24 protein-coding genes are annotated in these 26388 nt (G+C 71.9%); 4 read left to right on the top strand and 20 right to left on the bottom strand.

The features are described from left to right. Position 1: 1 nt before the first annotated feature. From GA0070620_RS19005 to GA0070620_RS33240, 3 genes are all read left to right on the top strand, one after another. On the top strand, positions 2 to 2107 hold the full coding sequence (locus GA0070620_RS19005; RefSeq protein WP_157741659.1) for a hypothetical protein: 2106 nt from the start codon (positions 2 to 4) through the stop codon (positions 2105 to 2107). Between the two features lie 608 nt (positions 2108 to 2715). Further along, positions 2716 to 5703, top strand: a complete 2988-nt coding sequence (locus GA0070620_RS19000) for a BTAD domain-containing putative transcriptional regulator (RefSeq protein ID WP_231921851.1) — start codon at positions 2716 to 2718, stop codon at positions 5701 to 5703. After that, entirely contained in the window at positions 5700 to 6893 is a 1194-nt protein-coding gene (locus GA0070620_RS33240) for a DUF2637 domain-containing protein (protein ID WP_091592774.1), read from the top strand. The genes GA0070620_RS19000 and GA0070620_RS33240 overlap by 4 nt, the downstream gene beginning before the upstream one ends. A gap of 169 nt (positions 6894 to 7062) precedes the next feature. Here the strand turns inward: GA0070620_RS33240 and GA0070620_RS18990 are convergent, their stop codons facing one another. Then, positions 7063 to 8469 carry a hypothetical protein gene (locus GA0070620_RS18990; protein WP_091592771.1) on the bottom strand — a complete coding sequence of 469 codons (1407 nt, stop codon included), beginning with the start codon at positions 8467 to 8469 and terminating at the stop codon, positions 7063 to 7065. Positions 8470 to 8668: 199 nt separating this feature from the next. On the opposite strand from GA0070620_RS18990, the gene GA0070620_RS18985 reads away from it, so the two are divergent. After that, on the top strand, positions 8669 to 9214 hold the full coding sequence (locus GA0070620_RS18985; protein ID WP_091592769.1) for a hypothetical protein: 546 nt from the start codon (positions 8669 to 8671) through the stop codon (positions 9212 to 9214). A gap of 348 nt (positions 9215 to 9562) precedes the next feature. On the opposite strand, the gene GA0070620_RS18980 is transcribed toward GA0070620_RS18985, so the two are convergent. The 19 genes from GA0070620_RS18980 to GA0070620_RS18890 all read right to left on the bottom strand — a co-directional run bounded on the left by GA0070620_RS18980 (position 9563) and on the right by GA0070620_RS18890 (position 25978). Next, positions 9563 to 10024, bottom strand: coding sequence for a DUF4262 domain-containing protein (locus tag GA0070620_RS18980; protein ID WP_091592766.1), 462 nt, complete (start codon positions 10022 to 10024; stop codon positions 9563 to 9565). Continuing rightward, positions 10017 to 10271: a hypothetical protein gene (locus GA0070620_RS33680; protein ID WP_231921849.1), complete on the bottom strand. Its 255-nt coding sequence runs from the start codon at positions 10269 to 10271 to the stop codon at positions 10017 to 10019. The genes GA0070620_RS18980 and GA0070620_RS33680 overlap by 8 nt, the downstream gene beginning before the upstream one ends. Before the next feature lie 235 nt (positions 10272 to 10506). After that, positions 10507 to 11049, bottom strand: a complete 543-nt coding sequence (locus tag GA0070620_RS18970; protein ID WP_091592764.1) for an HAD domain-containing protein — start codon at positions 11047 to 11049, stop codon at positions 10507 to 10509. Next, entirely contained in the window at positions 11046 to 11657 is a 612-nt protein-coding gene (locus tag GA0070620_RS18965; protein WP_091592762.1) for a hypothetical protein, read from the bottom strand. Before GA0070620_RS18965 ends, GA0070620_RS18970 begins: the two co-directional genes overlap by 4 nt. A 292-nt stretch (positions 11658 to 11949) precedes the next feature. After that, a complete protein-coding gene (locus GA0070620_RS18960; RefSeq protein ID WP_091592760.1) occupies positions 11950 to 13587 on the bottom strand; it encodes a VWA domain-containing protein in 1638 nt (545 codons plus the stop codon). A 37-nt stretch (positions 13588 to 13624) separates the two neighbouring features. Continuing rightward, the gene (locus tag GA0070620_RS18955; protein WP_091592757.1) at positions 13625 to 14800 is read right to left on the bottom strand and encodes an ATP-binding protein; all 1176 of its coding nucleotides are present in this window, start codon (positions 14798 to 14800) and stop codon (positions 13625 to 13627) included. Positions 14801 to 15145: 345 nt separating this feature from the next. Continuing rightward, positions 15146 to 15628, bottom strand: coding sequence for a hypothetical protein (locus GA0070620_RS18950; protein ID WP_091592755.1), 483 nt, complete (start codon positions 15626 to 15628; stop codon positions 15146 to 15148). A 108-nt stretch (positions 15629 to 15736) separates the two neighbouring features. After that, positions 15737 to 16834 (bottom strand): DUF4314 domain-containing protein, encoded by a 1098-nt coding sequence (locus GA0070620_RS18945; protein WP_091598998.1) that lies wholly within the window; start codon positions 16832 to 16834, stop codon positions 15737 to 15739. A gap of 77 nt (positions 16835 to 16911) precedes the next feature. Then, positions 16912 to 17580, bottom strand: a complete 669-nt coding sequence (locus GA0070620_RS18940) for a hypothetical protein (RefSeq protein ID WP_091592753.1) — start codon at positions 17578 to 17580, stop codon at positions 16912 to 16914. A 91-nt stretch (positions 17581 to 17671) separates the two neighbouring features. Further along, on the bottom strand, positions 17672 to 18754 hold the full coding sequence (locus GA0070620_RS18935) for a M23 family metallopeptidase (protein WP_091592752.1): 1083 nt from the start codon (positions 18752 to 18754) through the stop codon (positions 17672 to 17674). Between the two features lie 112 nt (positions 18755 to 18866). Further along, positions 18867 to 19904: a hypothetical protein gene (locus GA0070620_RS18930; RefSeq protein ID WP_091592750.1), complete on the bottom strand. Its 1038-nt coding sequence runs from the start codon at positions 19902 to 19904 to the stop codon at positions 18867 to 18869. 22 nt (positions 19905 to 19926) lie between these two features. Further along, positions 19927 to 20364: a hypothetical protein gene (locus GA0070620_RS18925; protein ID WP_091592747.1), complete on the bottom strand. Its 438-nt coding sequence runs from the start codon at positions 20362 to 20364 to the stop codon at positions 19927 to 19929. A gap of 195 nt (positions 20365 to 20559) precedes the next feature. After that, entirely contained in the window at positions 20560 to 21006 is a 447-nt protein-coding gene (locus tag GA0070620_RS18920; RefSeq protein WP_091592745.1) for a hypothetical protein, read from the bottom strand. Between the two features lie 139 nt (positions 21007 to 21145). Beyond that, positions 21146 to 21793 carry a GGDEF domain-containing protein gene (locus tag GA0070620_RS18915; protein WP_091592743.1) on the bottom strand — a complete coding sequence of 216 codons (648 nt, stop codon included), beginning with the start codon at positions 21791 to 21793 and terminating at the stop codon, positions 21146 to 21148. Between the two features lie 94 nt (positions 21794 to 21887). Further along, positions 21888 to 22871, bottom strand: a complete 984-nt coding sequence (locus GA0070620_RS18910; protein WP_091592742.1) for a MarR family winged helix-turn-helix transcriptional regulator — start codon at positions 22869 to 22871, stop codon at positions 21888 to 21890. Positions 22872 to 23050: 179 nt separating this feature from the next. Then, positions 23051 to 23401 carry a histone-like nucleoid-structuring protein Lsr2 gene (locus tag GA0070620_RS18905; RefSeq protein WP_091592740.1) on the bottom strand — a complete coding sequence of 117 codons (351 nt, stop codon included), beginning with the start codon at positions 23399 to 23401 and terminating at the stop codon, positions 23051 to 23053. A gap of 31 nt (positions 23402 to 23432) precedes the next feature. Beyond that, complete coding sequence (locus GA0070620_RS18900; protein WP_091592737.1) at positions 23433 to 24560, bottom strand: FAD-dependent monooxygenase; 1128 nt, start codon at positions 24558 to 24560, stop codon at positions 23433 to 23435. A 258-nt stretch (positions 24561 to 24818) separates the two neighbouring features. Continuing rightward, on the bottom strand, positions 24819 to 25136 hold the full coding sequence (locus GA0070620_RS18895; RefSeq protein WP_091592735.1) for a hypothetical protein: 318 nt from the start codon (positions 25134 to 25136) through the stop codon (positions 24819 to 24821). Then, entirely contained in the window at positions 25133 to 25978 is an 846-nt protein-coding gene (locus tag GA0070620_RS18890; RefSeq protein WP_091592733.1) for a hypothetical protein, read from the bottom strand. Before GA0070620_RS18890 ends, GA0070620_RS18895 begins: the two co-directional genes overlap by 4 nt. Between the last annotated feature and the right edge of the window lie 410 nt (positions 25979 to 26388).

Here is a 26388-nt window from a genome sequence, read left to right as displayed (position 1 = left end):
GGTGCGGTGGCCGCGGCACCTGCTGTCGCTGCTGTTCGTGTCCATGCTGCTGGCTGGCCCGCCGATGGTGTTGCTGTCCCTTGTCGGCCCACCCATCGCCGGGTGGCCGACCGCTCAGCAGGCACGGGAGTGGGTGCAGCAGCCCCTGACCGCGCAAACCCTCACCGTGGCGCTGACCATCGCCGCGTGGCTGGTCTGGCTCGTGCTCGCCTACACGGTGACGATCCGGGTGCTGACCCGCCTGCGCGCGACCGTTTCCTGGCTGCGGCACCTGCCCCTGCCCACACCGCTGCAGGCCACGGCCAGCGGGATGGCCGGTGCGGCGGTGTTCGGCGTCAGCGCCAACGCGGTGACCACAGCGCCGCCGCAACCACCGCATCCGCTGACAGCGGGAACCTTCGACGATCCGGGTGACACCACGACAGGCGACCGGGGTGTCGTGAGCGACGCCGGGATCGCCGTGTCCGGTGGCTGGTTGCCCCGCGAGGTCGCCGAGCAGGTCGCCGCGGCCGGGGCCCTGGTCTGGCTGCGCCGCCGCCGCACCTACCGGCCCCGCCCACCGGCCCCGCTCGCACGAGACGACCAGGACCTGGCCCCGCTGCCCCCGACCGCTGTCGCCGTTCAGGCGGCCCTCGCCGACCACCCCGCCCGGCCCGCCGACGCCGCCAGTACGCAAACGGCGTCGGCGGGAGCGGGCGGGCTGCCGGCCTTCCTCGCCGTGCTGCCCCACGCGGGGGTGGGGCTTGACGGGCCGGGCGCCCTGGCCGCGGGTCGAGGGCTGCTGGTCAGCGGCCTGCTCGCGGGACAACGCCATCCGACGGAGCCGCTGGTCATCACCAGGACCGTCCTGACCAATCTCCTCGGCTCCGCCGAAACGCTCGGCCAGAACCTGCCGTGGATGAGCGTCGTCGACAGCATCGACGAGGCGGTCCACTCGCTCCAGCCTCGGCCCGACGCCCACCCGGACGCGTCACCGGACAAGCCACGACGGCACACCGACGAGACGGCAGGCGCTGCCCACCTCGCGCCTGTCCTGATCGTCGAAGCCCCGGCACCCGGCGGTACGGAACTGGAGCTGCTGGCTGGTGCGACGGCCGCCAGGGCTGCCACCGTGGTCGTGCTGGGAGAGTGGCCGGCCGGGGCAACGTGGCACGTTGACCCCGCGGGGCACACCCACGACCCGCGCCGGCCTGGGTGGGCCGGACCCCGACTGTGTGTCCTCGATGCTACGGCGGCTACCGACCTGCTCACCGTGATCGCCTACACCAACCCGCCACCGTCCACCCCTACGACCGACTCGTCCCCACACCCCGTCGCGACGGGCCGGCCGGTGCCGCGGCAACCGACCCGACAGAGCCCGCCCGCCGCCCAGGGCCCGCCCCGGCGGCTGACGCTGCGGGTCCTGGGAGAGCCAGCCCTGCTCGTCGACGGTGAACCGATGGCCATCCGCCGCACCGCGGCCGTCCAGGTCCTGGTCTACCTCGCCGCGCATCCCGACGGAGCCGCCGCCGGGCAGCTGACCGCTGCCATCTGGCCAGGTCTGCCCCGGCACTCGCTGACGGGCCGGCTCTACACCACACTCAGCGAGCTGCGCCGCCACGTCCACACCGCCTGCGGCCTGAACCTCATCGAGCACACCGACGACCGCTACCGTCTCAACCCCGCGCACGCGGATGTCGACCTGTGGCGCCTCCACACCGCGATCGAGCACGCCGCCACCGCGGTCACCGACACCACCGCCGCCTGGCAGGCCGTCATCGACGCCTACCCCGACACTCTCGCCGCCGGCCGTACCTGGCCATGGCTCCAACCCGTCCGAGAGACCCTGCGCCGGGGCGTCATCGACGCCCACTTCGCCGCCGCTGCCGCCGAACCCGACCCCCGCCGCGCCCTGAACCTGCTGCAGGGCGGCATCCGCGTCGACCCGTACAACGCCGACCTGCACACCCGGGCAGTCCGCGCACTCATCACCCTCGGCGACCACGACGCGGCCGACCACCTACGGGAGGACTACACCCGTCGCCTCGCCGCAGCGGGCATCCTCCCCACCGACCGGGCCGACACGACAGCCACCCTGACAGGTCAGCCCGCCATCCGCACCCGGTAACGCCCACTACCTTCTTGATGGCCCCAGCAGGGGAGTCCTCGGTCGTCATTCGGGTAGCGCAGCCCGGTCAGGGCCTCCGTCGCCAGCTGTCGGGCCATGGATATCGCCAGGAATATCGCTGCCACCCCGGCGGTGCGCAGTCAATCCGGCACGGTCACGCCCGGTACGACCTGCCGCCCTGACGTACGCATGAGCCCCGGGGGCGCCAGAACTCGGGCCATCAGGTCGTCGTCTTTCGCGTCACCTGTGACCCGAGCGGCTCCCGCCCGGCGCTGGATGATCGCCCAGTCACCCATCCCGGCGCTGTCCGGCCCCGGGTCGCAAGCCCCTTCCATGGAGTAGCCCTCGGCTACCCCGCGGGCTGACCGTCCGCTACGGCCCACAGCGCTGACCTGCGCGTGTGAGGTCGTGTGAGGTGTTGTGAGGTGCTGTCAGCCACCAGCGACTCCCACCGGCACTCCGGCGGCCATAGCGTCGCCGTCAACCGCCTCACCCGTCGCCGGGCCACGCTGCCTCGGGTGAACACCGCAGGACAGCGCATCCGCCGTAGGGAGGAGGGGCCGGTGTCAACCCGATCGACGCGCACCGCCGCGATCACCATATCCATCTTGAGTACGGCGACCGTGCCCGTCGTCCTTGCTGGCATCGGCGTATGGACGCCGACGCTGCCGTCACCGGCCGTCTTCCGGCAGTGGGTCGCCCAACCGATGACCAGCGGCTTCCTCCTGGCCCTTACCGTCGCCGCGGCGGCGGCCCTGTGGCTGCTGCTATGCACCACCATTCTCGTGCGCGCCTACAGCGCGGTGGCCCGTCGTCTCAGCGGCGTGCCGGCGCTGCACGTCCCTGGTCCCGTGCAGGGCATCACCGCCGCGCTGCTGGGCGCCACCGCCGTCACCACCGCGGCAGGCGCCGCGCACGCCGCCCCGCCCAGCACCACCGTCGGCGGCATCAACGACGACCATTCGGCGCGGCCGAGCGGCACACCTGTCCCGCATCCGACCGCCCGAGACGCCGGGTCGCCGGACGGCGTCTATACCGTGCGTCGCGGCGACACCCTGTCGGCCATCGCCCACCGGTGCCTCGGCGACGCCAACCGCTGGCCGGAGATCTTCACCCTTAACCGCGGCACCCACTTCCCGCAGGTCGGCGGCACCCTGCGCGACCCGGACCTCATCCACCCCGGCTGGGCCTTGCGACTACCCGCCGACACCAGCAGCACGCCCGCATCGCCGACGTCACCTACCGATCCGCCGGTCAGGGGCACCGCGCCACCACCAGTCGGTCCCACCGCGCCACCGTCGACGCCCGCCCCACCACCGCCTGCCCAGCCGACGACACCGGCGCCACACCACCGAGACGACGGCATCGCACCAGGCGCACGCGAGACCACAGGCACCACCACGCCCGGCGACCAGGCATCCACCTCACGCGCCTCGACCACGCCCACCCACCACGACGCGAGCGACGAGCCGGACACGGCAACGCCGCGACCTGACCGCGGGGTCACACTCGACACCGGCAGCTGGCTCGACGCAGGGCTCGTCACCGCTATCCTCGCCGCCGTCGCCCTCATCTGGGCACACCGCCGACACCGCTACACGCGCCGCCCTGTCTCGGTCGACCCGCGCCTCGACGACCCCGACCTGGCGCCCATGCCGGCCGTGATCCACCAGATCCGCCGCCGCACCATCACCGCCGGTCGCCACGGCGAGCAGCCCGCGACCAACGACCTTACCGACGACAGCGTGGAGCACTCCGAACGGCCTGACCACGACAGCCCTGGCCCGACCGAAGCCGACGACGAGGACGAGTCCGGCACACCCTCAGCCGTCGCGAGATGCGGGCCCCGCCCGCTGGTGCCGTCGTTGGCGCACCCGCTCGCCGCCGTCTGGCCGCCCGCCGGCTTGGGACTCACCGGTCCCGGCGCGGAGGCCGCAGCCCGCGGGTTCATGGCCGCCGCCCTAGCCGCCGGGGGCCTCGACGCACCGGACGAGCGCACATGGCTGGTCATGCCGTCAGCGACCACGTCGGCGCTACTGGGCACCGGTGCCGTCGCGCTGCCCCGCACGCCGCGGCTGACCGTCACCGGTGGCCTGGACGAGGCACTCGACCTGCTCGAGGCGCAGACCCTGCACCGCAGCCGCATCGTCGACGCCCACGAGGTTGACACCGTCGCCGAGGCCCGCGCGGCGGACCCGACCGAGGAGCCGATGCCGCCGGTCCTGCTGCTGGCCGACGCTAACACCTGCCACCAGCGCACCCGCATCGCCGCGCTCCTCGCCCAAGGCCAGCGCCTGGACATCCACGGTCTGCTGCTGGGCGCATGGCCCGACGGCGACACCGTCGTCGTCGCCGCGGACGGCACCACCAGCCGCGCCGACGGTGAGGGCTCCCGCGACGGCGGTCACCCGGCCGACATCGGCCGGCTGACCGTCCTCACCCTCTCCGAGACCAACGACCTGCTCGTCACCCTCGCCGAGTCCCACACCGGCCAGCCGCAGGCACCCGCCCGAACCGAACCCGCCCGAGCCACGAGAGCCGCACCAGACACGCAACCCCTTCCCGGCACCGAGTCAGCGCCACCCGACGCCCCCTTCCGCGACGAACACCTGCCGGCATCCAACCCGACACCTGTGACCGTCGCCCCGGCAACAACACCGGACAGCGCCGACAGTGAGAACATCCCGGCCGCCCGGGCAGCCTTGTCCACCGACGCCCATGCCCTCGGTACGAGCGACGGTGCGACCACGCGGCCTCTTGAGGAACCGGACACCGACGGCGCGGCCCATAGCAGCGAGGAGACCAGCCACGGTCGGGTCCAGGTCGCCGTGCTCGGTGCCGCCGCCATCATTGATACGCCGCCCGGGCCGACACTACGCAAGAAATCCCTCGAACTGCTCGTCTACCTGGCCGTCCACGACGGGTCCGCCACCGCCGAGGCGATCCTCGACGACCTGCTTCCCGACGCCCCCGCCAACAAAGCACCCGGCCGGCTCTACACCTACGTGTCGGACCTTCGCACCATCATGCGCCGCACCGCGGGAGACGGCACCTACCTCACCCACCCCCACCAGCGGTACGTCCTCAACCGCGACGCCATCGACGTGGACCTGTGGCGCATGCGCGCCGCGATCCGCGACGCCAACCAGGCCACCGACCCGGCCGAACGCCTCGCCGCGCTGCGCCGCGCGGTCGACACCTACCAAGGGCACCTGGCCGACGGCGCCGACTACGAATGGATCGAGCCCTACCGCGAAGCGGTCCGGCAGCAGGCACTCGACGCCTACCTCGCCCTTGTCGACGCCCTCGCCGACAACCCCGCCGAGCAGCTCACCGTCCTCGACGCCGCGATCGGCCACAACCCGTACGCCGAAGAGCTGTACCAGCAGGCAATGCGCGCCCGGGCAGCCCTCGGGCACCTCGACGCGATCCGCAGCCTGCGCCGCGCCCTTACCCGCGCCCTCGGCGAAATCGACGCCGAACCCAGCGACGACACCATCACCCTGGCCGACCACTTGGTCGCTCAGATCCAGCGCCCCGCCCACCGACCCGACCTGCGGCCGGCACCCCTGCCCGCCGACGGAGCCGCCGCATGACCGCCACCCCGCTACCCCAGCACACTTCCGCCCGTACCCCGCGAATAGCCGAGGTTGACACCCGGCACTTGACCCGTCTGCGGTGGGCCGTTCGGGCAGTGCTCGCCCTCGGCGTCGCCGCGTCCATCGCGGCGAACGTCCTGCACGCCCGGCCGAACCTGATCAGCCAGGTCATCGCCGCATGGCCGCCGCTGGCGCTGCTGCTGACCGTCGAACTCATCTCCCGAGTACCCGCGGACCGCCGCGGCTTAGCCGCCGCGCGGCTGATCGCCGCCGCTGGCATCGCTGGCATCGCCGCCTGGGTGAGCTACTGGCACATGGTCGGCGTCGCCGCCCGCTACGGCGAAACCGACGCAGCCGCCTCCTACCTACTGCCCATCTCCGTCGACGGACTGGTCGTCGTGGCCAGCATCAGCCTGGTCGAGATCGCGGGCCGGATCCGCACCCCCTCCCTCAGCCCGGCCGACGGCCAGCAACCCGCTGCCATGCCAGCGGAAACGCAGTCCCCGATTGCCGAATCCCCGAACCAGGAGGCACCCGTCCCCGCATCAGGACCGATCCGTGCAGCGCAGCTTGCCCAGGACTGCGACGTATCGCCGATGCCACGACAGGACGCTGCGATCTCTGCGGACGAGGGCGACCTTCCGGCAACGGACTTCCCCGCGCCCGCGCCGGCCGGTGAGAGCGGCATCGAAGAAGTGGCACCCGAACCCCCACTGGTCGTAGCGCGCGACCAAGAGGGCGCTCACCTCGACCGTGCCGGCGATGAAGCCTCGGCAGCCAGGGAGACAACGCAGTTGCGGGCGATGGACCCCTGTCGCCTCGACGGAAACCGACCTGGAGCTGGCAGATCCCGCACCAGCGACTCTTTGGTCACGCCGCTCGGGAACTCCGCCGAGCGGGACAGAGTGAGTCTTTTGGCCGACGAGGGGAACGCTGAACGGGCCTCTGTCCAGGACCAGGGACATGACCTGGACCCGGACGACGGCAGACGCAGCGCAAAGGTGCCGCCCGACACCGCCGGGGCAGTGGCCTACTGGTACCGCCAGGATCCGTCTCTGCACCCAGCCGACATCGCCGCCAGAATCGGCCGGTCCGAGCGCACCGTCCGCCGATACTGGCCACCCGTGCCGCGAACCGCGAACAGACGTGGCACTAGCCGTGCTGCCGAGCAGGTTGGTGCCTCGTAGTCGCTCGTTCCAGCCGGCTGCGGTGGCCCGGTAGGAGGTGAATCTGCTCGTGTTCAGGTACCCGGCAACAGGATCCCTGGCGCCGACAGCGTTAGATCTCACATTGCGGTTGGCCAGCGACGGCAGGTCAACCGGCTCTTCTCCCGACGCGAGTTCGGTGACCGATTTATCAACGCTCGGGAAACTCCTTGTCGAGCAAAACGCCGTCCTCGCCGTGAACGATCAGCCGGCCGGTTGTAGGGTAGAACTCGACGTGGGTAACGCCGGGAACGGCGCCGAGGCCGACCTCGGTGGCACTCGAGACAAAGGCGAGTTCGCCGTCCGGTGCCGGATAGGCAGTGGTGTACCGAACATCGGAACCGCTTCCGCGCCCGGCCAGATCGGATTCACCCGACATGCCGGACGGGTTTCCCTCCCTGACGAGTGGTGCTAGATCCCGGTCGGACTGCCGTAGGGTTTCATGAAGACAGGACAGTGTCTCAGCCGCAGAAATTGGTCCGGTCAGCACTTCATGAACAAAACGGTGCGAAAATATTTGGGAGTAGCCGTCCTGCGCCCCCACCAGGCTCAGGTCCTCCCGCAGCACGAGCCCGATGCCGTCATCGCCGCTCGTTTCGAAGATGGCAAGATCGACCAGCCGAATCATCACCAGATTCGCCTCCAGCAGGTCGTATCGAAGCTTCCAATCAACGGGGTACGACAGGATTGAGCGGCAGTACGGCAGCGGCTCGGTCAGGTGCTCCAAGTGCACCGCCAGGCAGCGCTTGTGCATGGATGGCAAGGCATCTATGACTTCGCCGAGTTCGTCAGTCTCGATTGCCCGTGGGTCCGCAAGTATCAGATAGTCCCCGGGGCCAATCTCCACTACGGCGACACCTCGCGACGAGTTCTCGTATTGTGCGTAGGCGGTGTCCAGCCACTCTGGGTGCGGCTCGGGCAGGACCATGTCCATGGCGACGAGGTTCTGGGACGGGCTGGCCGAGGCGGGGATGCCGAGCGCGGCCGCGAAGCGCGGTGCCTCGTCGGCGATGGGCATAACACTCTCGCGTAGATAGTGTGCGAGCGTCTCACCACGTTGTCGCTGGCGTGCGAGCCGGCCGCTAGACGGCAGCCGCGTGGGAATCCGAGTGTTCTTACACTCGACGACTTCGACCGTGGCGCTGGGCCCAAGCGCGACGATGTCTCCGACGAGCAGAACATTTGTCAGGTCCGCGATGATCGGCACCCTTCCCGCACCCGCCAGCCGATCTACCACCCGCATGACGAAGGCAGCATCGTCGGCGTCCACCGGCGGCGGAGCCGGCCGGCCCGGATGCTTGGCCAGCGTGCGGATGGCATGTGCCGGCAGTGCCTGCCAGGTCAACGCGTCCCCGATCGCGCGCAACTTGCTTCGGTGCTCCTTGAGCAACTCCCGGCCCGCCTGAGTTTGAGACGTCCGACCATGCTCGCGAAGCAGCGCCTGCTGCATCGCGATGATGGACCCGACGCTCGGCAGGCTGGCGAGGTGCTGCATCAGTTCCCGGCGTATGCCACGCAGCGTCTCGGCCGTTGCGGCCGGCTCATCCAGGTCCTCCATGGACTTTAGTGTGACCCCTCACCCCGCCGCAGGTGACGATCCAGGACGGGCAGGCGTACGCGAACTGCTATACCCGGCGCGTGCTGTGACGGCGAACGAGTGGTGCCATGATCCGTGCGCGTCGAGCGACGGTGCCGACTGTCCGTGGCTGTGTCACGCTTCAAGCGTGGGACCGGGAGAGCGGGTTCAACGGCTAGTCATGGCCGCCGAGCTGTACGCCATCGAGGTGAGTTCGGCCTACGACGAGGTCGTCGAGCAGGTCATCGCGCGGGTGGCTGATGCCGGGAGTCTGGGCAAGCTCGACCTGGGGGCTCTGAGCGCCTGGAAGCGATTACGCGCGGACACCCCTTGGATGGCGCATCTGATGAGCTGCCCTGAGCAGGAGATTCGGCAGCATACCGAGCGGGCTGTCACCGCGGCGCAGGACGAGTCACGAACGGTTGCGGAGGCAGCAGTGGCCGCCCGCTCTGCTCTCACACCACTGCCAGGCTTCAGCAACGGAGATGCCCTGGCATCGGTCGTGTGCTTTGTAGCGGCACCGACGCGGCTCGCCGTATACGACAGTCGAGCGCATTCAGGCCTGCAGCAGTTGGGCCTTTTGCTCGACAACCGGCCGGGTCGTTACGGTCGCTACCTGGCGCTGGTGGAGCAATGTCGCGCCGAGTTAGCCGGCCAAGGTTACGAATGGTCAGCGCGTCAGGTAGACCTTGCTCTCTACCAGCTCGGTGGTCAGAAGAAACGGTAGATCTTGTCGCGGCGTGCCGTGCCTGCCTCGGCCCCGCAGCGCGGTCATCGATCGGTCGCCGACATGGTGCGCGCTTGCGCACGGTACAGGCATCAGCTGGTGTCCAGCCGTACTTCGCCACCAACGAAAAGAGAGCCTCCTTCTCACTCCATGCCCGGCGAGCCGCCGGGAAAGCCGGGCATTCGCTAACGCTGGGTGACTGGCTAACGGTGTGTTGATCCCAGCGACGGCGTTGATATCGGCGGCGGCACAGGACGAGCCGATGTGGGCCAGCGCATCCGGTCGTGGCCGGGATCCGAGCGCCGGTAGGGCGCCCGGATCCCGGTGGACCGCAGTTGGCCTGCTCTGTTACAGCTGCGCGATCAGCGGCTGTGCGTGCGGGTCGAAGCTATACCCGTTGTCCCAGGGGAACCGGCCCTTCTGGTCGGGCCGCACCATCTGCTGGAGGCGGATCTGGTCGCGGCCGTAGCGGTTGATCGCCATCGCGGGTAACAGCTCGTCGGTGGGCGGTCCGTCGATGATGACCGCGTCGTAGCCGGCGATGAGATCGCTGATGCTCTGGCCGTGGGCGAACCGTTCGGCCTTGTCGTAGACCCGGCGAGCCAGATCGTTGAGGAGGCTGTGGGCGACCTCGGGTGGCAGTCCGGCGGCGATTAGTTCGGGGTAGTCGTGGGCGGTGAGTCCGACGGTGTAGGCGAATGGGGCGGTGGTGTCGGGGTCGTCGTCGGTGGGCAGGACGTGGGTAACGGCCCAGCCGGTGGTGTCGATGATCTGGTCTTGGCGTCGGAGGAAGTCGTCGATGTCACGCACAGTGGGTGTCTCCTGGGTATTCGGAGGTACGGGCGGAGTCCGGGTCGGGTGGCTCGACGTCGACGAGGCCCCAGAGCCGTTCCATGACCTGGAGTTGCCAGGTGCGGTAGCGGTCGGCGAAACCACGGCAGACCGCGGGCGGGACCGGACTGCCGGCGTAGGGCAGCGTCGAGTGGCAGATGATGTAGCCGGCGCCGCCGCGCGCCTCGGACACCATCTGCTTGAGCCGGCCGGGGTCGAGGTGCATCGGATTGCCGGGCTTGAAGATGCAGGTGTCGCACTCGCGGGCGAGCCGTCGGGTCTTGCGTAGCTCCGGGTCGCCGACGCTGAGTCGGGGTCACCGGTCGCTATCCGGATCGTCGGCGGGACCGAACATGCTGTCCATAGTCAACTCCTTGTCGTTGCGTCGCGGGGCCCGCATCCGTGGATGCGGGCCCCGCGAATCCGGGTGAACGGAGTGCCTCGGTGCCGGTATGGCCTGGTCAGAGCTGACCCAGCCAGGTCAGCACTGTGTCGACGTCGGCACGGCGCAGCCCGTGGTAGGGGTCGAGCGGGTGGAGTAGGGTGGGTGCGCCGCCGGCGGTGCGCTGGTCGGCGGTGGTGGGGTCCTTGCCGCCGAACTCGTCGTCGAGGACGGCGAGTGGCCGTCGCGCGGCCCAGGCATACAGGGGGCTGAGTTTGTTCTGGTGGCCGAAGCGGACCCCGCCGGCGTGGACGGGGACGTGCGGCCAGGTGGCCGGTAGGCCGAGCCGTGGCGCGATCCATGTGGCGGCCAGGTGGTTCCAGTTGGTGCACCACACCGGTTGGGCGTGCTCGGCCAGTTCCCTCAGCCACGGCCCGTGGTCGGGGTTCAGCCAGACGGTGCCGGTGACGTGCCGACCGTCGGGGGCGGGCCCGTCGTAGCGGTGTGGCCGGTAGCCGAGTGTCTCGGCGTGGGCCGGGTTGGCGGGGTTGAGGACGCCGTCGACGTCGATGGCCACGATGGGTGAGGACGCGGGGTGTGCCAGCGGTCGGGTGCTGGTCACGGTTGGGCCTGCTCGATGGTGATCGGGTGCAGGGGCACGGTGAGCCGGTCGGCGGTGTGGCCGGGTCCGTCGGCGGGTTGCCACGTGTCGGCGGCGGCGTGGTTGGGGAACGGGCCGATGGCGGCGAGCCAGCCCTCGGTGCGGTCGAGCAGCACGAGAACGGCGGTGCGGGCGTCGTCGAGGGCCGGCCGCAGAACGTGGGCGAGGTCGGGCGGTAGGTCGACCCAACTGGTGGCGGGTAGATCCGTGACGGCGGGGTCATGCAGCGGTACGGGCCTTGTCACGGCGAGGGTGGTGCTGTTGAGCGCGAGCGTGGCGGCGTGGGAGTGGGCTGCTTCGGCGCCGCTGGTGGGGCCGTGTGCGCCGAGGTCGCCGTTGGTGTGGACCGCGAGCTGGGCGTGCGGGTCGCGGATCTCCAGGGAGTCGAGGACGGCGAGGGTGACCGTGTCTCCGGTGCGCATGTCGCGCAGGGTGAGCAGGACCGGCCGTCCGTCCGGGTCCCGGTTCCAGGTGATGGCGTCGAAGTGTTCGCTGGTGACGTCGCGCAGGCGCCGCCAGGCGCGGTTGTCGGTGTCGAAGGGGTGTTCGTCGTCGGTGCCGTAACGCATGAGAACTCCTTGTTGGGCAGCGTCGTACCGCGTCCGGACCCGGGGTCGGTCAGGACGCGATGCATGCACGCTTCGATGGCGTGGGGTGGTCAAGTCGCGGGGCAGCAGCGAGGCCGTTCGGCATCGGCCCTCCGCGAGATGCGGGTGGGGCCGCCTGTGGCAGCCCCGCATTCCAGGCCCTGGTATGTCCTGGGTCCCGGCGTGCGGCGCTGCGCGGGCCGCAGCCGGCGCAGCGCCGCGGCGCGGAGTGGGACTGGTTGGCTGCCGGATCGGGGCCCGCTCAGCCCGGGGTTCAGGCCTGGGTGAGTGCGGTGACGGCGGCGTCGGCGATCGCCGCGATGGCCTCGGTCGGGTCGGTGACGGTCAGTGTGGTGGCGTGGGTGAAGGTGTGCCCCCAGATCTGGTCCGGGTCGGTCGGTTCGCCGTCGGTGGGCGGGTCGGCGGGGTGGAGCCACAGCACGGCGCAGCCGGCGCGGTGCAGGGTGGTGACGAGTTGTTGGCCGGCGGGGATGTCGTCGAGGTAGCCGTCGGAGACGACGGCGAGCATCCGCAGGGTGCGGCCGTGGCGCAGGTCGAGGAGTTGGTCGGCGACCTTGACCGCTTCCGGGAAGGTGGCGGTGGCGAGGCCGGTGCGCATGTGCAGCACCTGGCGGGGGTAGGTGCGTGGGGGCACCAGGACGGTGGTGCGGTCGCCGAACCCGATGGTGGTGGTCGTCGCCTCGGCGCGGCGTGCCGCGTTGGCGAAGATCCACGCTGCGGAGGACATCGCCTCGGTGTAGCGGGCCATCGACCCGGACAGGTCGACCAGGATCGCCAGGTGCAGGCGCGGTTTCTCCGGAGGCAGTTGCGCCCGTTGCTGCCACGGGGCAGCGGTCGGCATTTGCCCGGCGGCGGTTTGCGCTTCGGCAGTGATGGCCTGCCGGGTCCGCAGCCGGCCGGGTGGGATCGCCGAGGGGCGCCGGCCGGGTTCGGGGTGGCGGGTGCGGGCCTGCCGCAGCCGGTTGGCGAGGTCGCGGGCCGCGCGGTGTTCCTGCTCGGTCGGGTCGGTGCGGTCCCACTGGGCTGGTGGGCTGTGCCGGTGGGCCAGCAGCGCCGCGGCGTACTCGGCCGGGGTGACACCAGCGGCGACGGCGAGGTAGTCGACGAGGGCCGCGGCGAGGCGGCCGGGGAACAGGCCGGCGTCCGGCACGGGCGTGTCGTACTGCTGGTCGGGGTCGATGCCGAGGACCTGACACCACCGCCGAGCCAGGCAGATCATGGTGTCAGCATCGGCGTCGTCGCAGGTGTGGGCCTCCCGCCAGATGTCCCGCAGTTGCCGCAGGCGCTTGCGTCCGAGGACGCCGGTGACGGCGGCGCGGACGGGGCGGACGTCCTTGCTGGTGACGATACGGGCGTCGACGCGGGCGAGGAGCAGCGCGGCGAGTTGTCCGGCGTGCCACGCGTCGTCGATGGCCGCGTTGTCGGGGTCGAGGAGGGTCTTCACGACGTGGCGCAGCCAGCGGCGGTCGCCCCGGCGGCGGGCGCGTTGGCGTCCTTCGGCCCGGGATTCCTCCAGCATGTCGGCGACAGCGGCGAGGATCGGCGGGGTGCCGGGCGGGGTGGCCCAGCGGCTGTGCGCGGCGTGCGCGGCGCCGTGCACGAGCAGCCCGTAGCCGGTGGGCACGAGGCGCTTGTGCCGGGCCTTGGCCGGGTTGGTGACGTCGGGGCGCTCGGCGATGTAGGTGGCGTCGACCTCGATCCGGTTGAGATCGGGGTAGAAACACTCGGGCGCGTCCCCGGCGGCGCCGGGGGCGACGAGGACGGTGAGGTCGGTACGGCCGGTCAGCAGCGGGACGTGCTTGGTCCACGCCGCGGACCAGTCATGCCAGTCGCTGGCGCCGGCCGGCGTCGGCGGTGCGCCCTGCTGTAGGTGGGTGCTGGGGTGTGACACGGATTGGCTCCTTCCAGAAATCTGAGGTGGACGGCGGTTAGCGCTTGCCGAGGGCGAGCGCGGTGATGGGCGTGCCGGTGTGTCGGGACAGGGCGGCGGTGACGTCGTCGCGGGCGTCCTCGGGGGCGATGCCGGCCAGGTTCGCCAGGGCGGCGGTCATGCCAAGGTGGTCGCGGACCTTGACGAAGCCGAGCAGTTCGCGCAGCTGCGGCGCCCACACGGTCTTGCCGGCGGCGAGGTCGGCGTTGAGGTCGATCGCCGCGGCCACGACCGGCTTGGGGACGCCGAGTTGGCGGGCGAGGTCCCAGTCGGTGGTGACGTGCAGGTGGACGGTGAACCGGGAGGCCAGGGCCTCGGTGAGCACCGCGCCGTGCACACCCGGGTTGTGGCCGGCGACGATGTAGAACCCGTCGGCGGCCTGCACGGTTTCGTTGCCGTGGGAGGGGATGGTGATCATTCCGCGGCCGTCCATGGCCGGGTACAGGACTGCCAGGACGCGGGGTGGGATGAGGGTGGCGTCGTCGACCAGCAGCACCCGCCCCTCGCGCATGGCGGTGACCAGCGGTCCGTGGACGAACTCGTAGCCGCCGCCGGGCATCGGGTTGTAGGAGCCGAGGAAGTCGTCGACGACGGTGTCGCCGGTGCCGGCGACGGTGAGCAGGTCGGGGAACGCGGCCTCGACCATGGCGGTCTTGCCGGTGCCGGGCGGCCCGTACAGCAGCATGGGCACCTGCTGGGTGCGCAGCCGTCGCAGTTCCTCGACGTCCCAGCCCTTGCCGAGCCGACGCGGGTGATACAGCGTCCCGTTCGGTCGCGGTACCGGCGCGGGCCGCGCCTGCCGGCCACCACCAGCACTGCCGCTGGAGCGGGTGCGGGGTGCGGCGGGTGGCAGGGTGCCGGCGGCGTCGATGCCGGCCTGGGTGATCTGGAAGCGGTGGTGCGGGTCGCGGTGGTGGGTGGCGTGCCCAGCGGCGGCCATCTTCTTCAGCGCCTCGAACACCGCCCCGGACGACGGTGCGCCGATCGCTCGGGTGATCTCGCCGACCTTGAGGATGGTGTCGGGGTGGTCGGCCAGGTGCAGGGCGACCTTGCGGTAGAGGTAGCCGGACCGGCCGGAGCCCGCCTCGGTGGCGGGAGTGCCGGCGCCGCTGGCCGAGGCCTGGTCGTTCTGCGGTGAACCGGCCGGCAGGGCCGGCGGGCGTGGTGTGGTCATGGGGCTGCCTTTCAGGGGTCGGGCCCGCGCACCCGTCTCCGGGTGCGCGGGCGGTCGGTACCGCACAGCGGAGACGGGTGGGGCCAAGCACTGCCGGCCCGCATCGGGCCGGGTAAGTGGGCGACCACACCCCGGTGGTGCTGAAGGGTTACGGCGACACGTCGGGTCGCCGCTGGTGCGTGCTGGTCGGTGTCGAGGCCGCGCGGGCGGTGTCGGCGCCGACGATGGAACCCCCGCCAGCCCAATTGATCAAGTCGAATGGGTGCGAGGGTGCGGGATTGCGGGAGCGCCGGCTGACTACGCGTGCACGTGAGGGCCGGGAGCGAGCTGGCGGCGCGGTCGTGGTCAGTCGGCGCAGCCCCGTTCGCAGCCCTGCGGGTCGCACTGCTGTCCCTCGGTCATCCGGGCCAGGGCCAGCCTGTCGTCGCCGTCGAGGTCGTCGAGGAACGGCCAGGCGAACCCGTCGGCGAACGCCTTGACCTTGGGTGCCCCGTACATCGGGTAGCCGGGGTGGTCCATCGCCGCCACGATGTCGTCGCGGCCGAGGAGCCAGGCGAGTTCGCTGAGCTTGTCCACCGACCGGCTCGCCGAGTTGCTGCGGTGGTCGAGGATCTTCCCTATGGCGAATCGCAGGTAGTCCCGGGCGTAGGTCTCGTGGTCGACCCGCTGGGTCCACTCGCTTGGGTGTCGGGGGGCGATGACCTGGCGGGCGTGGTCGAGGTCGAGTGCCTCCACGAGCACCTCCTCGCGGAAGCCGAAGATGTCCCCGCGGTCGGCCCGCAGAGCCCAGATCCGGGTGACGATCTCCTCTTGGGTACGGATGGTCACTGGGTTTCCTTCCTGTTGGTCTTGCCTGTCGTGGGGGTGTGTCGGATGGCGCCGCCGAATTCGGCTCAGCCTCGGCAGGCGCGGCGGGGTCTGGTTGGGGGTGCCGGCCTATGCCTGGTCGGTGTCGGGCAGGTCGCCGACGATCCGGTCGCAGGCGTACGGGTCGACGGCCTCCCAGCACCAGCTGCGGCCCATCACCACGTACCGGCCGTCGCCGTCGGGGGTGATGCGTTCGATGGCTTCCGGGTCGTCGGACAGGGCGCGCTGGTCGGCGACGATGACGTCGCCGTCGAAGGACAGGTCGGCCAGTTCCGCGTCGACCCGCCGGTCCAGGTCGTCGGCTGGTACGCCCTGCTCGCGCAGGCGGTGGCGGTACTGGTCGCGGTGGCGCTGCTGGTCGGCGACGATCGCCTCGGCCACCGGGCGGGTGCAGGAGAACACCGCCCACCCGTTCCAGTGGTCGATCAGGGTGCCGACGAACCCGACCTCGATCCGGTCGTCGCCGTCGGGGCCGGTGGTGCGCGCCCAGTCGCCTGCGAACACGCCGACGTCGCCGATACGGACCCGGTCGGGGTGCAGGTGGGACACGTCGCGGCCGGTGGGGCTGGCCGCGAGGTGACACAGGTCAGCGACGCGGTCGGTGGCGGCGGTGTCGTAGGCGTCGCGGTAGACGGCCATCGCCTCGTCGCGCTGCTGGATGCGCAGCCCGAACCAGCCCGTGGTGTCGCCGGTGGCGTCGGCGAACAGCTCCCACCCGGCGATGTCGACCGACTCTCCCGCCGAGGAGAAGTGGGGCAGGGCGTCGAGGACGGCGGGATCGCCGTCCGCAATGCCGGCGAGGATTCGGCGCGCGGCCAGGCGGGTGTCGCCGCCGACGCGGGCGCCGATGGTGTCCTGCGCCCACCACTCGGCGGCGGTGCGTCCGGCTTCGGTGCCGGCGGCGCGCATCCGCTGCAGCGCGGCGGCCCATCCGGTGGCCTCGCCGACCAGGCCGCCGGGGCGAGGCGGGGTGGTGGTGACCGGTGCGATGCGGTCGCCGACGTCGAGGCACATCGACAGTGTCGAGCCGCTGTCCCAGGTGACCTCGACGATGTTGTGCCGCTGGTCGTGGCGGCGGACGGTGCCGGTGTCTCCGGGGCGCAGCAGGGTGTGCGGGTCGCTGGTGCGGACCAGGACGACACGCTGGCCGGCCTTATAGCTGGTCATGGTGGTCTCCGATCGGTCGTCGGGGTCGGTGGAAGGGCGGCCGTTATCGGCGGCCGGAGCGGGCATGTGGTCGGTGTTCACCTGGCGCTGCCCGTCGCGTCACCGGTGGCGGGCTGCTGCGGCGGCCAGGGCTTGCGGACGACGTGGTCGCCGAACATCGGGTCGGTGGCGACCGAGGAGCCGCAGCGGGTGCAGCTGGTGGCGGTGTCGTAGCCGTAGCCGGCCATGGACGGCACCTCGACGTGGTCGATCTCGTCGACCGCGCCGCAGACGGTGCACACCGTCATCTCCGGGCCGCCGTCGAGGGCGGGTGTGGTGACGAACAGGTCCTCGACCGGGTCGAGGTGGTGGGCGCTGTGCCGCAGCCAACGGCCGTGGACCGTCGCCTCGTACACCACCAGCCGCCGCTGGTCGAGGTGCAGCAGATACAGCCACTCGACGAACCCGTCGAGGTGCTCCCGCAGCGAGCCCCGCCGGATCGTGTCGTCCTCGGTGACGACCGGGTAGCCCAGCCCGGGCACGGGCGGCTGCCGGTCCCAGCGCCGGGCCTTGGGGTTGATCGCAAGGGACCACCAGTTGCGGGCCAGCAGCGCGGCGGCCATGGCGTTGGTGTCACGACCGAACGTGTCGGTCCAGATCCGGCGCAGCAGCGGCACCAGAACCTCCGGACCCTCGCCGAACTGGATCAAGCGGGCGGTGTACCTGCCGCGGAACGCGGCAAGGCCGATCAGCGTGGGTGTGCTCACGTGCCTTTCCTCCTCAATGTGGGGTTGCGGCGGTCGTCCCCGGGCGGGACGGCCGCCGAGCTTGGGTGCCATGGATCCGCCGGCATCGCCTCTAGGGCCTTGTGCCGAGCGGGGCGTTCTGAGCCGCCATGAAGGGCACCGGGTCGATCGCGCCGTTCGGGCTGGCATCGCCGTTGTGGTGCACCTCGTAGTGCAGGTGCGGGCCGGAGCTGTGGCCGGTGGAGCCGACGACGCCGATGGGCTGGCCGGCGGCGACCGGCTGCCCAACCGTCACCATCGGCGGCTGGTCCATGTGGCAGTAGCGGGTGAGCAGCCCACCGGCGTGGTCGATGTCGACGTACCAGCCGCAGCCGCGCGTGAGAACGGGGTCGCCGTCGCGGTCGCAGCCCCATTCAGCGCCGGTGTCGGCGTGGACGGCGTTGCAGCGGACGGTGCGGACGGTCCCGGCGGACGCCGCGCGGATCACGGTGCCACGCGGGGCGCTCAGGTCGACGCCGTCGTGGCCCGGCCGGTCACCGGTACGGAACCCCGACCCGACAGGGGCGAGGACCGGCTGCGTCCACGGGCCGCTGGCCCCGCACCCGGCCAGGCCGTCGGTGGGCAGGCCGGCGGTGTCGGCGATCGCGGTGACCAGTTGGGTGGCCGGTCCCTCCCACTTCGCGTAGGTGTCGGGGAAGGCGCTGACCTGCACGGCCTGGGCGGCCTCGGTGAGCGGCATCGCCTGCCAGCCGTCGATGGCCTGCAGCCTCTGGTAGAACTTCGTCGCCGCGTACTGGGGATCGTGCAACTGTTCGGGGGTGCCCCAGCCTTGGGAGGGTCGCTGTTGGAACAGGCCGACCGAGTCGCGGTCCCCACCCGGGGTGTTGATCAGGGAGGATTCCTGCATCGCGGTGGCCACGGCGATGACCCAGCCGCGGGGCGGGATGCCGAGGCGCATGCCGACGGCGGTGATGGTGGCGGCGTTGCCCACCTGCTCGGCGTTCCAGTCACCGATCGGAGCGATCCCGTCCGGAGCGGGGCTGAGCGCTGCCGACGACGCGGTGGCCGTGACGCTGGCGGGCATACCGCAGGCACCGGCGTCGCCGCTGAAGAGCAGGGTGGTGGCCAGCCCGGAGCACAGCAGCAGGACGCCGGCGACCACGATGGCGATCCAGGACAGCACGCGGATGGTCATGACTGGTCACTCCTTCAAGGCAGGGCGGGGCGGCGGGCGGGTGGGGCGCGGGGACGGCGAAGGCCGCGCGGGCCTGGAGAGGCGTCGCGCGGCCTTCGGGCGGGTGCGGGAATCAGCGGGCGAGGACGGCGACTTTCTCGCCGTGCAGCAGGGGTGCCCCGTCGGGGCCTTTGATGTGGGCGTTGATCCAGATGCGGTACGGGTGGCCGTCGCGGTCGATGAGGCGTCGCCAGTGGCCGCGGACGACGAACCGCACCCGGTAGTGCCACTTGGGTTCCCCGCCGGTCGGTTCGGCGAGGGGGCTGGTGCGGCGCAGCATGACCACGCGGGTGTCGTGGCGGATGCTGGCGCGCACGGCGCGGCGGCGGGCGGCGCGGTCCAGGGGGGCGGCGGCGACCGTGGCCAGTGGTTGGGCCTGGATGCGCCAGAAGGCGTAGGCGACGGCGGCGCAGGCGCGCATCGGGGTGGTGGTCTCGTCGATGCAGAACCTGCCGTCGGGTGCCGGTTCCCAGTCGCGGTCGTCCCCGTCGAGGACCGGCAGGTCGGGGCGGGAATCGACGGGCTGACCGATGGGGATCTCGGTGAAGTCGGTCAGCACGTAGGGGCCGAACTGGCGGGCGAGGTCGGGCCGGTCAGCGAGTTGCGCACGACGGCGGACGGCCGCCGGGTCGTGCGGGTCGTGGTGGTCGGCCCAGCCGGCGATGGCCCAGAAGGACCGGCCGCTGCTGGTGTTGGTGGTGCGGGCCCAGGTGATCGCCCCGATCGAGGACACCTCGCCGCTGAGGCTGAGGTGGTAGATCGGTTCGGGGAGGAACAGCACCCCGCCGTCGTCGGGGGCGATGTCGGCGGGGAGCACCTCGCCGGTCAGGTCGAGGGCCGCCGCGGCGGCGGCGATGATCGCGGTCATCGCGGGGGCGATGACGTACGGCTCGCCGAATCGCCAGGGGTTGGCGGTGATGGCGCGCACCGCGGTGAGGACCTTCGCCATGCCCGCTGGGCTGGGACTGGGGTGGTTGGCCAGGCGGCTGCCGAAGAACGCCCGCAGGTACTGCGCCGCGAGCGGGCTTCGGTGGTAGCCGACCATGCGGGCACGCAGGTCGACGGCGGTGCGGGCGTAGCCGGCGAGTGTGTCGTTCGGTAGGAAGTTCACTAGTTGCCTCCAGGGTGCGTACTCAGGCGGCCAACGCCGCCACGGGTGGACGCCGGTGGAGCCGGGATCCCGGCGGCAACGCGGCGGGCGTGGGCGCGGGTCGCGTCAGGGGTGCCGGCGGGCAGGCGGGGGTGAACCAGCCGGTGAAGCGACGCGGCGCGGCGGGAACGGGGGCGCGTCCCCGTGCGACCCCGGCCGGGCGCGGCGGGGGCGCCGGGGCGAGGGTGGTGGGTGCGCTGCGGGCTTGTTGTTCGGCGCGGAGAGCGGTGCGCAGCGCCCAGCAGGGGCCGTCCTGCCCACGGCACTGCAGGTTCGTGCAGGCGCCGCCGGGTCCGAGTTGGTGGGCGGCGGCGACGTCGACCGCGAGGGCCCACAGGAGCCGGTCAGTGACGTCGTCCGGGACGGCGGTGCGGTCGCTGGGGCGCCGGCTGTGGCCCTTGGGATGTGCGGGGTGTGCCATGGCGGGTGGCCCTTCGGTCGGCGGATCGCGGGCATACGCGGTCGCCGCCCGACTCGCGTCGGAGCCCTCGGGAATGCTGGTGTCCGGACGACGGACGACGACCAGCGCTGATCGACGCTCATCTCTCAATGAAGGTCAAGTCGTGTCGGGCGGGCAGGACCTTGCCCGCCCGACACGGCGGCGAGGGTTCGCAGCTCAGGTAGCTTGTTCGGGGTCGAGGCGTACACGGGTGGGGTCGACGGTGGTGAGCAGGTGGCGGGAGACACCGCGCCAGTAGCGGCCGTTGTTGCCGCCGAGCGGGACGAGGGAGACGCGACCGGTGCCGGTGTCGCGCAGCACCACGTACAGCTCGCCGGGAGGCTGCTTCCAGCCCGCGTCGGCGACGGTGACGAGGGTGCCCGGATGCAGCGGCGCCTCGTGGGCCATGGTCCACTCGCTGCCGGTGGTGGTGTCCGCTTTGGGGGCGGGCCGCAGGTAGGTGGGGTTGACCTTCACGGCTCGGCCGCCGTCGACGGGTTCGACGACGACGTTGACCGGCAGTAGCCGGGTGACGCGGTAGGTGACGCCCCGGGTGCTGGCGCGGGCCACCGCCGGGTCGATGATCACCCGATCGCCGACGGTGTAGGTGTGAGGGCTGCTCATGGCGGATGCGCTCCTTAATGGGTTCTCGGCGACCGTCGCCGAGGACGGGGGAAGCAGGGCTGGCGGATGGAAGCGGGGCACGGTGAGGACCTCGCGCCCGTTGACGGGCGCGAGGTCCTCTTGGTGTGTCCGTGAGCGGTCAGTGGCGGCGCAGGTCCCGCAGGCGGGTACCCGGCGGCGGTCCGGTGCGGCCGGTGGTGGCGGTGGCGCCGTGGACCCCGGCTCCGGTTTGTTTGGCTTGGTACATGGCGGTGTCGGCCTGGTTAAGCAGGGTGCGCGGGCCGACGCCGAGGGCGGCGCTGGTGTGCCCGACGCTGGCGCGCACGGCCAGCGCGTGCTCGCCGAGGTCGACGGGGTGGCGGCCGACCGCCCGCCAGGCGGCGCGGGCGGCGGCGGCGACGTCGTCGGGGCCGCCGTCGACCAGCAGGGCGAACTCGTCGCCTGACAGCCGCGCGGCGAGCCGCACCGGCCCCCGCAGGGCGGCCAGCCGCCGGCCAACCTCGGTGAGGACGTCGTTGCCGGCCTCGTGGCCGAAGGTGTCGTTGACGGCTTTGAAGCCGTCGAGGTCGAGCAGGACGAGCCCGAACGGGGCACCTGCGCGTGTGGCGCGGGTGAGGGCGGCGAGCAGTGCTCGCCGGTTGGGCAAACCGGTGGTGTCGTCGTGGTCGGCGGCGTAGCGGGCGCGGCTCAGCGCCTGCTGCTGGCGCCACAGCAGCGCTCCGGCGAGGGCGAGACCGGCGAGGACTCCACCGGCGGCGGTGACGATCGAGGTCAGGATGGGAGACACTTCGGGAGCTCCTTGTCTGTGAAGGAGCACCGGGGGCGGGCGTGGTTCCGGGAAGTTCGACGCCCGCCTCCGGGCTACCGGCTGGCGGGGGCGTTCAGGCGGTGGTTTCGGCGAGGGCGAACGTGGCGGGTTTCTCGGCGGCCAGCACTGCCCGCCCGGTCCCGACGAGCTTCACGGCGGCGTTGTGGACCGCGCCCGCGCTGGCCTTCTTCGCGCCGGTTCCCTCGTTGGCCCTGTCGACCAGCTTGCACAGTTCGCTGACCTTGTACTGCTGGCCGGGGTTGGCCTCGAGGATGTCGAGGATCGCGCCGCGCAGGGTGCCCGACGTCCGCCGGGTAGAGGGCTGTGCCGCCTCGCCCACCGCCTCCGTGGCCGGCGGGGCGGGTGCTTCCACAGCGGGTTCGCCCGTGGTGCTGTCGGTGGCCGTGCCGGCAGGGACACTGTCCGGTGTGGCTGGTCGGGCGTCCGCTTCGTTCGCTGCGGGCGTCGCTCCGGTGGCCGGGTCGGTGTCGGCGGTCGCGATCGGCACCTCGGGTTCGTCAGTCGAGCGGTCGTCATCGTCGCCGTCGTGGGTTTCGGTGTCCTCGGCTTCAGCGGCCTCGTCGGGTGCCGCCTCGACACCACCAGGAGCCGGCGATGGCGACTCCTGGATGGCGTCCGGCTGCCCGTCGGTGGGAACCTCGGCGGCTGGCCGCTGGTCGTGGTCCTGTCCGGCGGCCTCTTCGCTTTCCTGCGTGTCGTCGCCGCGCGGCCCGTGTTCGGCGGCGGTGCCGGGTGTGTCGGTGTTGCGGGTGGCGGGCTCCGGTGCGGGCTGGCCGTGATGCCCCTGTTCGGCGTGCGCGCGGCCGGTGTCGGTCAGCAGCCACAGGCTGCGTCCGGTCTCGCTTCGGGTGGGCTCGGCCAGTCCTGCGGTTTCCAGGGCGCGCAGTTTCGGGGTGGTGGTCGAGTAGCCGAGGCCGGCTTCGGTGGCGATGGCGGCGGCGGTGGCCTCGCCGAGCCGGTGCAGCGCGGCGAGGACCTTCGCGACGCTGGGTGCCAGTGGTGCTGTGATGGCCGTGTTGGCTGGGGTGCTGGTCATGGGAGAGTGCCTCCCTTTCTCCTGCCGTTGGCAGGGGTTGGTGAGTAAGGCGCGTGCACTGATGCACGCTTCGGATCGGGCATTGATCAAGTCGTCTGCCCGGAGTGCGGGACTTTGGCGACGCGCACAGGTGTGCCGCCCGGTGATCGCTCGCCGGGCGGCACGTTGGTGACAGGGGTTCAGTGCGCGGCGTGGTAGGCGTCGCGCACCGCGGCGGGGATGACGCCCCCGGTTCGTGGCTGGGGCAGGTTCAGCTCCTGCCAGTTCGCGGTCCACCACCAGGTGCGGATCTCCTGGCTCTGGGTGCGGCCGGTCGCGGTGCCGTGCTGCCGCCGTGGTGCCCGGGGCTGTTTCGGCAGGCGCCGTCCGGCCGTGATGAACGGGCCGAACGCCGCAGCCATCCGGTCGAAGTTGCCGGCGGACAGGTCGATCTCGTAGGTGACGCCGTTGAAGGCGAACTGGTAGGTGGCGACATCGTCGGTGGAGCCGTCGAGGTCGTCGACGAGGATCGCGGTGGTCTTGGTGACCACGAGAGGGCCACCTCCTTTCCTCAGGGGTGGGTTACTGGGCGGGTTGGTGGGTGCCGAGGCCGAGCTGGTGGCCGATGACGGGCCCGCGGTGCACGGCGGCGGGCAGGTGTCGGCGTTGCCACCCGTGCAGGGCGGCGGTGAGGTCGGCGGCGTACTTGCGGTGCTGGGTGAGAGCGGCGGCGAGGCCGGCGGCTTGTTCGATGCCGTTGTTGGCGCCGCGGGCGGTGTGCGGGCGGACGGGGGCGAGGGCGTCGCCGAGCAGGACGGCGTGGCCGCCGCCGACGGGCCAGATCATGCGGTCTGGTGCGGTGATGTCGAGAACTGGCACCGCCATGCGGGTGGTGGTGGCGTGGACGACGGCGGCGTGGTCGGCCGGGAGGAGCAGGTCAGCGTGGGTGTCGACGTGGGCGCGGGCGGCGGGGCTGACGTGTCGGGGTAGGGCGAAGACCCGGCGGGTGGGGTCGGCGCCGAACCGCTGTGTGTACTCGGTGATGGTGCAGTTGAGGTAGAAGGTCCAGTCGCAGCCGCCGGGTACCGGGGCGAGGTTGAACTGCGCACCGGGGCAGGGCTGCAGCCGCAGGAAGTCCCGCAGCCCGGGCTGGGGGGTGATGTCGGCGATGCCGCGGTGGGCGACGTAGCCGGCGCACCGCAGGGTCCGATCAGGGTCGAGGAGGCGGCGGCCGGTGGAGGACCGGCCGTCGGCGAACACGACCAGGTCGGCGGGTGCGGTCTGGCCGTCGCGGAACCGCAGCACCGGCTGGCCGGCCTGCTCGGCCAGGGCGGTGACCTTCATGCCGGAGTGCAGGACACCGGTGGGCAGCCGGCGGGTCAGTGCGTGGTGCAGCAGGGTCCAGGTGGTGTTGCGGCCCGGGTAGGTACGCCGGATCGTCTCGGCGGGGTGGCGGTCGCGGATGGTCAGCTGGACGATGGCCTCGGAGTCGTGGGCGACGAACTCGTGCTGGCCGATGTCGAGGCGGTCGAGCACGTCGAGGGCGGGGTGTTCCAGACCGATGAGGCCGCCGCCCAGAGGCGCGGACGCCGGCGCGGCCTCAAAGACGGTGACGTCGTCGAATCCGGCGTGCAGCAACAGCAGCGCGGTGACGGGGCCGGTGAGGCTGCCGCCGACAACGGCGACGCGGGGTCTGCTGGTGGATGTCATGGGGGGTTCCCTTCTGCGGGGTGGGAACCCGGGCACGGCCGTGCCCGGGTCTGCGCGAGTGCGCGGGTGGCCGGGCATCGGCCAGGTCGTGCCAGTGAGAAAGCGCGTCAGCGGCGGTGGGCCGTGGACGCGCTGATCAGCCCGCCGTGGTGCGGCGGGCGGATGAGGTTCGGAAGATCCGGCGCCGGGCTGGGTCCGCTGGTGTGTCAGGTGCGACCGGGCGGGCAGTGCGGCGCGGGAGGGCGTGGCCTTGGCGGGTTACCGGCCGGGCGTGGTGAACGGCGGCGGCACGGGAAGGATCCGCCGCGCCCGCTGCAGCACCTCGTCGGCGACCGGGATCAGCGGCGTCACGTCGGGTGAGGTGGTCGGGGTAGTGCGCTGCCAGCCGCTACCGGGGCTGCTGGCGATGATCGTCCAGGTGAGCAGAGGGGTGAGGACCTCGGCGACCGCCGTGCTCTGCTTGGCGTAGCTGTCGCGGTAGACCCGGACCCGCAGGACGTACCCGTCGGTGTGGTGCACCCGGGTCAGCTCGTAGCTGCCAGGGCCGCCCTGATGGAACACCTCGTCGACGATCACTGCGACCGGTCCGTCGGGTCGGCGGCGCGGGAGGTCGCCTCGGACGCGACGAGGGTCCAGGGCCACTGGTAGGCGCCGATGGCGTAGCAGCGGTTGGCGTCCGGGGTGACCCGGTCGTCCTCGACCCAGCGACTGTCCAGGCCGTCGTCGTTCTCCCACTCGACGGCGACCTCGTCGCCGTCGAACCGCAGCCGGGGGTGCTCCCCGGGCATGTCACCGGGGAAGAAGGCGTCGAGGTGGGCGGCCATGCGCTGCACCGCGAACCGGGGGAAGCGGCACAGCAGCCCGGTGCGGGTGAGCGTGGTGTAGCCGGTGGCGACCATGGCGCGGTAAGTGCCGCCGCCGACCACGTCGCAGGTGACGGCCGCCGGGGTCCAGGTGGACAGCGGCGGAGTGATGTCGCCGCGGTGGCGGGAGACGCGGTAGCGGTCGCCGGTGGCCTCGCTCGCCGGGTCGGGGTGTAGCCCGAACCAGTGCATCCCGTGGTGGCGGGCGTAGCGGAGCAGGTCGAGCAGGTCGCGCCGCCCGTCGAGGTGTTCGGTGTGCAGGGGCAGGAATCCGTGCCCGTCGTCGGCGGGGATCGGGTTGCCGGTGGCGCCGGTGGCGGTGTGGGTCCAGGTTTCGGCGAGGGCCCGGTGGTGGGCGCCGTCGGCGTCGTACCAGCGGGGTACGCCGTTGGAGGACAACCAGTCACCGTCGGCGTCGTGGGACCAGATGAGCGCGGCCTGGTCCGGGACACCGGCCCGGTACTGCTGCCGGGTCCTCAGATACGCACGGGTGGCGGCGGCATGTTCAGCGAGGGGCAGGACCTCGTCGACGCGGAACCACAGTCGGCCGGACATGGCGAAGGAACCTCCTGATGGGGGAAGAGGGAAAGGTCGGCCGTTCGCTGGCCGGGCTTGCGGGCCGCCCCAGCCCGGGGCGCCGGGCCGTGCGCGGGCGGCAGCGTGCTCACACCCGCCGCGGCGACCGACGTACGGCGTCGGACCCGGAAATCCGGATCGAGCGCGAGTGCCAGGTGGAGCTGAGGTTCGGGTGGCGGTGTCGGCGAGTACCCCGACAGGCGGTGACCTGCCACGGCGGTCTCGCCGCGCTGGTCGGGTTAGGGGTGTGCGTCGCAGGCCGGCGGGGCTCATGGGTGCGGCTGGTAGAGCTCGCGTCTGCTGCCAGGGCCGGCGCGGCGCGGTTGGGAATGGGGTGGAGCCGGTCGGGCCGCCGCCGATCCCCAGGGAAGAGGGGGATGGGTGGCGGT

The sequence above is a fragment of the Micromonospora krabiensis genome (genome assembly GCF_900091425.1).
In the GTDB taxonomy this organism is placed as follows: domain Bacteria; phylum Actinomycetota; class Actinomycetes; order Mycobacteriales; family Micromonosporaceae; genus Micromonospora; species Micromonospora krabiensis.
This window is presented reverse-complemented; position numbering and strand designations above follow the sequence as displayed.

Coding starts and splice junctions, on each gene's coding strand:
- GA0070620_RS33240 (WP_091592774.1), top strand. CDS start 5,700: ATGACCGCCACCCCGCTACCCCAGCACACTTCCGCCCGTACCCCGCGA.
- GA0070620_RS18990 (WP_091592771.1), bottom strand. CDS start 8,469: ATGGAGGACCTGGATGAGCCGGCCGCAACGGCCGAGACGCTGCGTGGC.
- GA0070620_RS18985 (WP_091592769.1), top strand. CDS start 8,669: ATGGCCGCCGAGCTGTACGCCATCGAGGTGAGTTCGGCCTACGACGAG.
- GA0070620_RS33680 (WP_231921849.1), bottom strand. CDS start 10,271: ATGCACCTCGACCCCGGCCGGCTCAAGCAGATGGTGTCCGAGGCGCGC.
- GA0070620_RS18965 (WP_091592762.1), bottom strand. CDS start 11,657: ATGCGTTACGGCACCGACGACGAACACCCCTTCGACACCGACAACCGC.
- GA0070620_RS18955 (WP_091592757.1), bottom strand. CDS start 14,800: ATGACCACACCACGCCCGCCGGCCCTGCCGGCCGGTTCACCGCAGAAC.
- GA0070620_RS18945 (WP_091598998.1), bottom strand. CDS start 16,834: ATGACCAGCTATAAGGCCGGCCAGCGTGTCGTCCTGGTCCGCACCAGC.
- GA0070620_RS18935 (WP_091592752.1), bottom strand. CDS start 18,754: ATGACCATCCGCGTGCTGTCCTGGATCGCCATCGTGGTCGCCGGCGTC.
- GA0070620_RS18925 (WP_091592747.1), bottom strand. CDS start 20,364: ATGGCACACCCCGCACATCCCAAGGGCCACAGCCGGCGCCCCAGCGAC.
- GA0070620_RS18920 (WP_091592745.1), bottom strand. CDS start 21,006: ATGAGCAGCCCTCACACCTACACCGTCGGCGATCGGGTGATCATCGAC.
- GA0070620_RS18910 (WP_091592742.1), bottom strand. CDS start 22,871: ATGACCAGCACCCCAGCCAACACGGCCATCACAGCACCACTGGCACCC.
- GA0070620_RS18900 (WP_091592737.1), bottom strand. CDS start 24,560: ATGACATCCACCAGCAGACCCCGCGTCGCCGTTGTCGGCGGCAGCCTC.
- GA0070620_RS18890 (WP_091592733.1), bottom strand. CDS start 25,978: ATGTCCGGCCGACTGTGGTTCCGCGTCGACGAGGTCCTGCCCCTCGCT.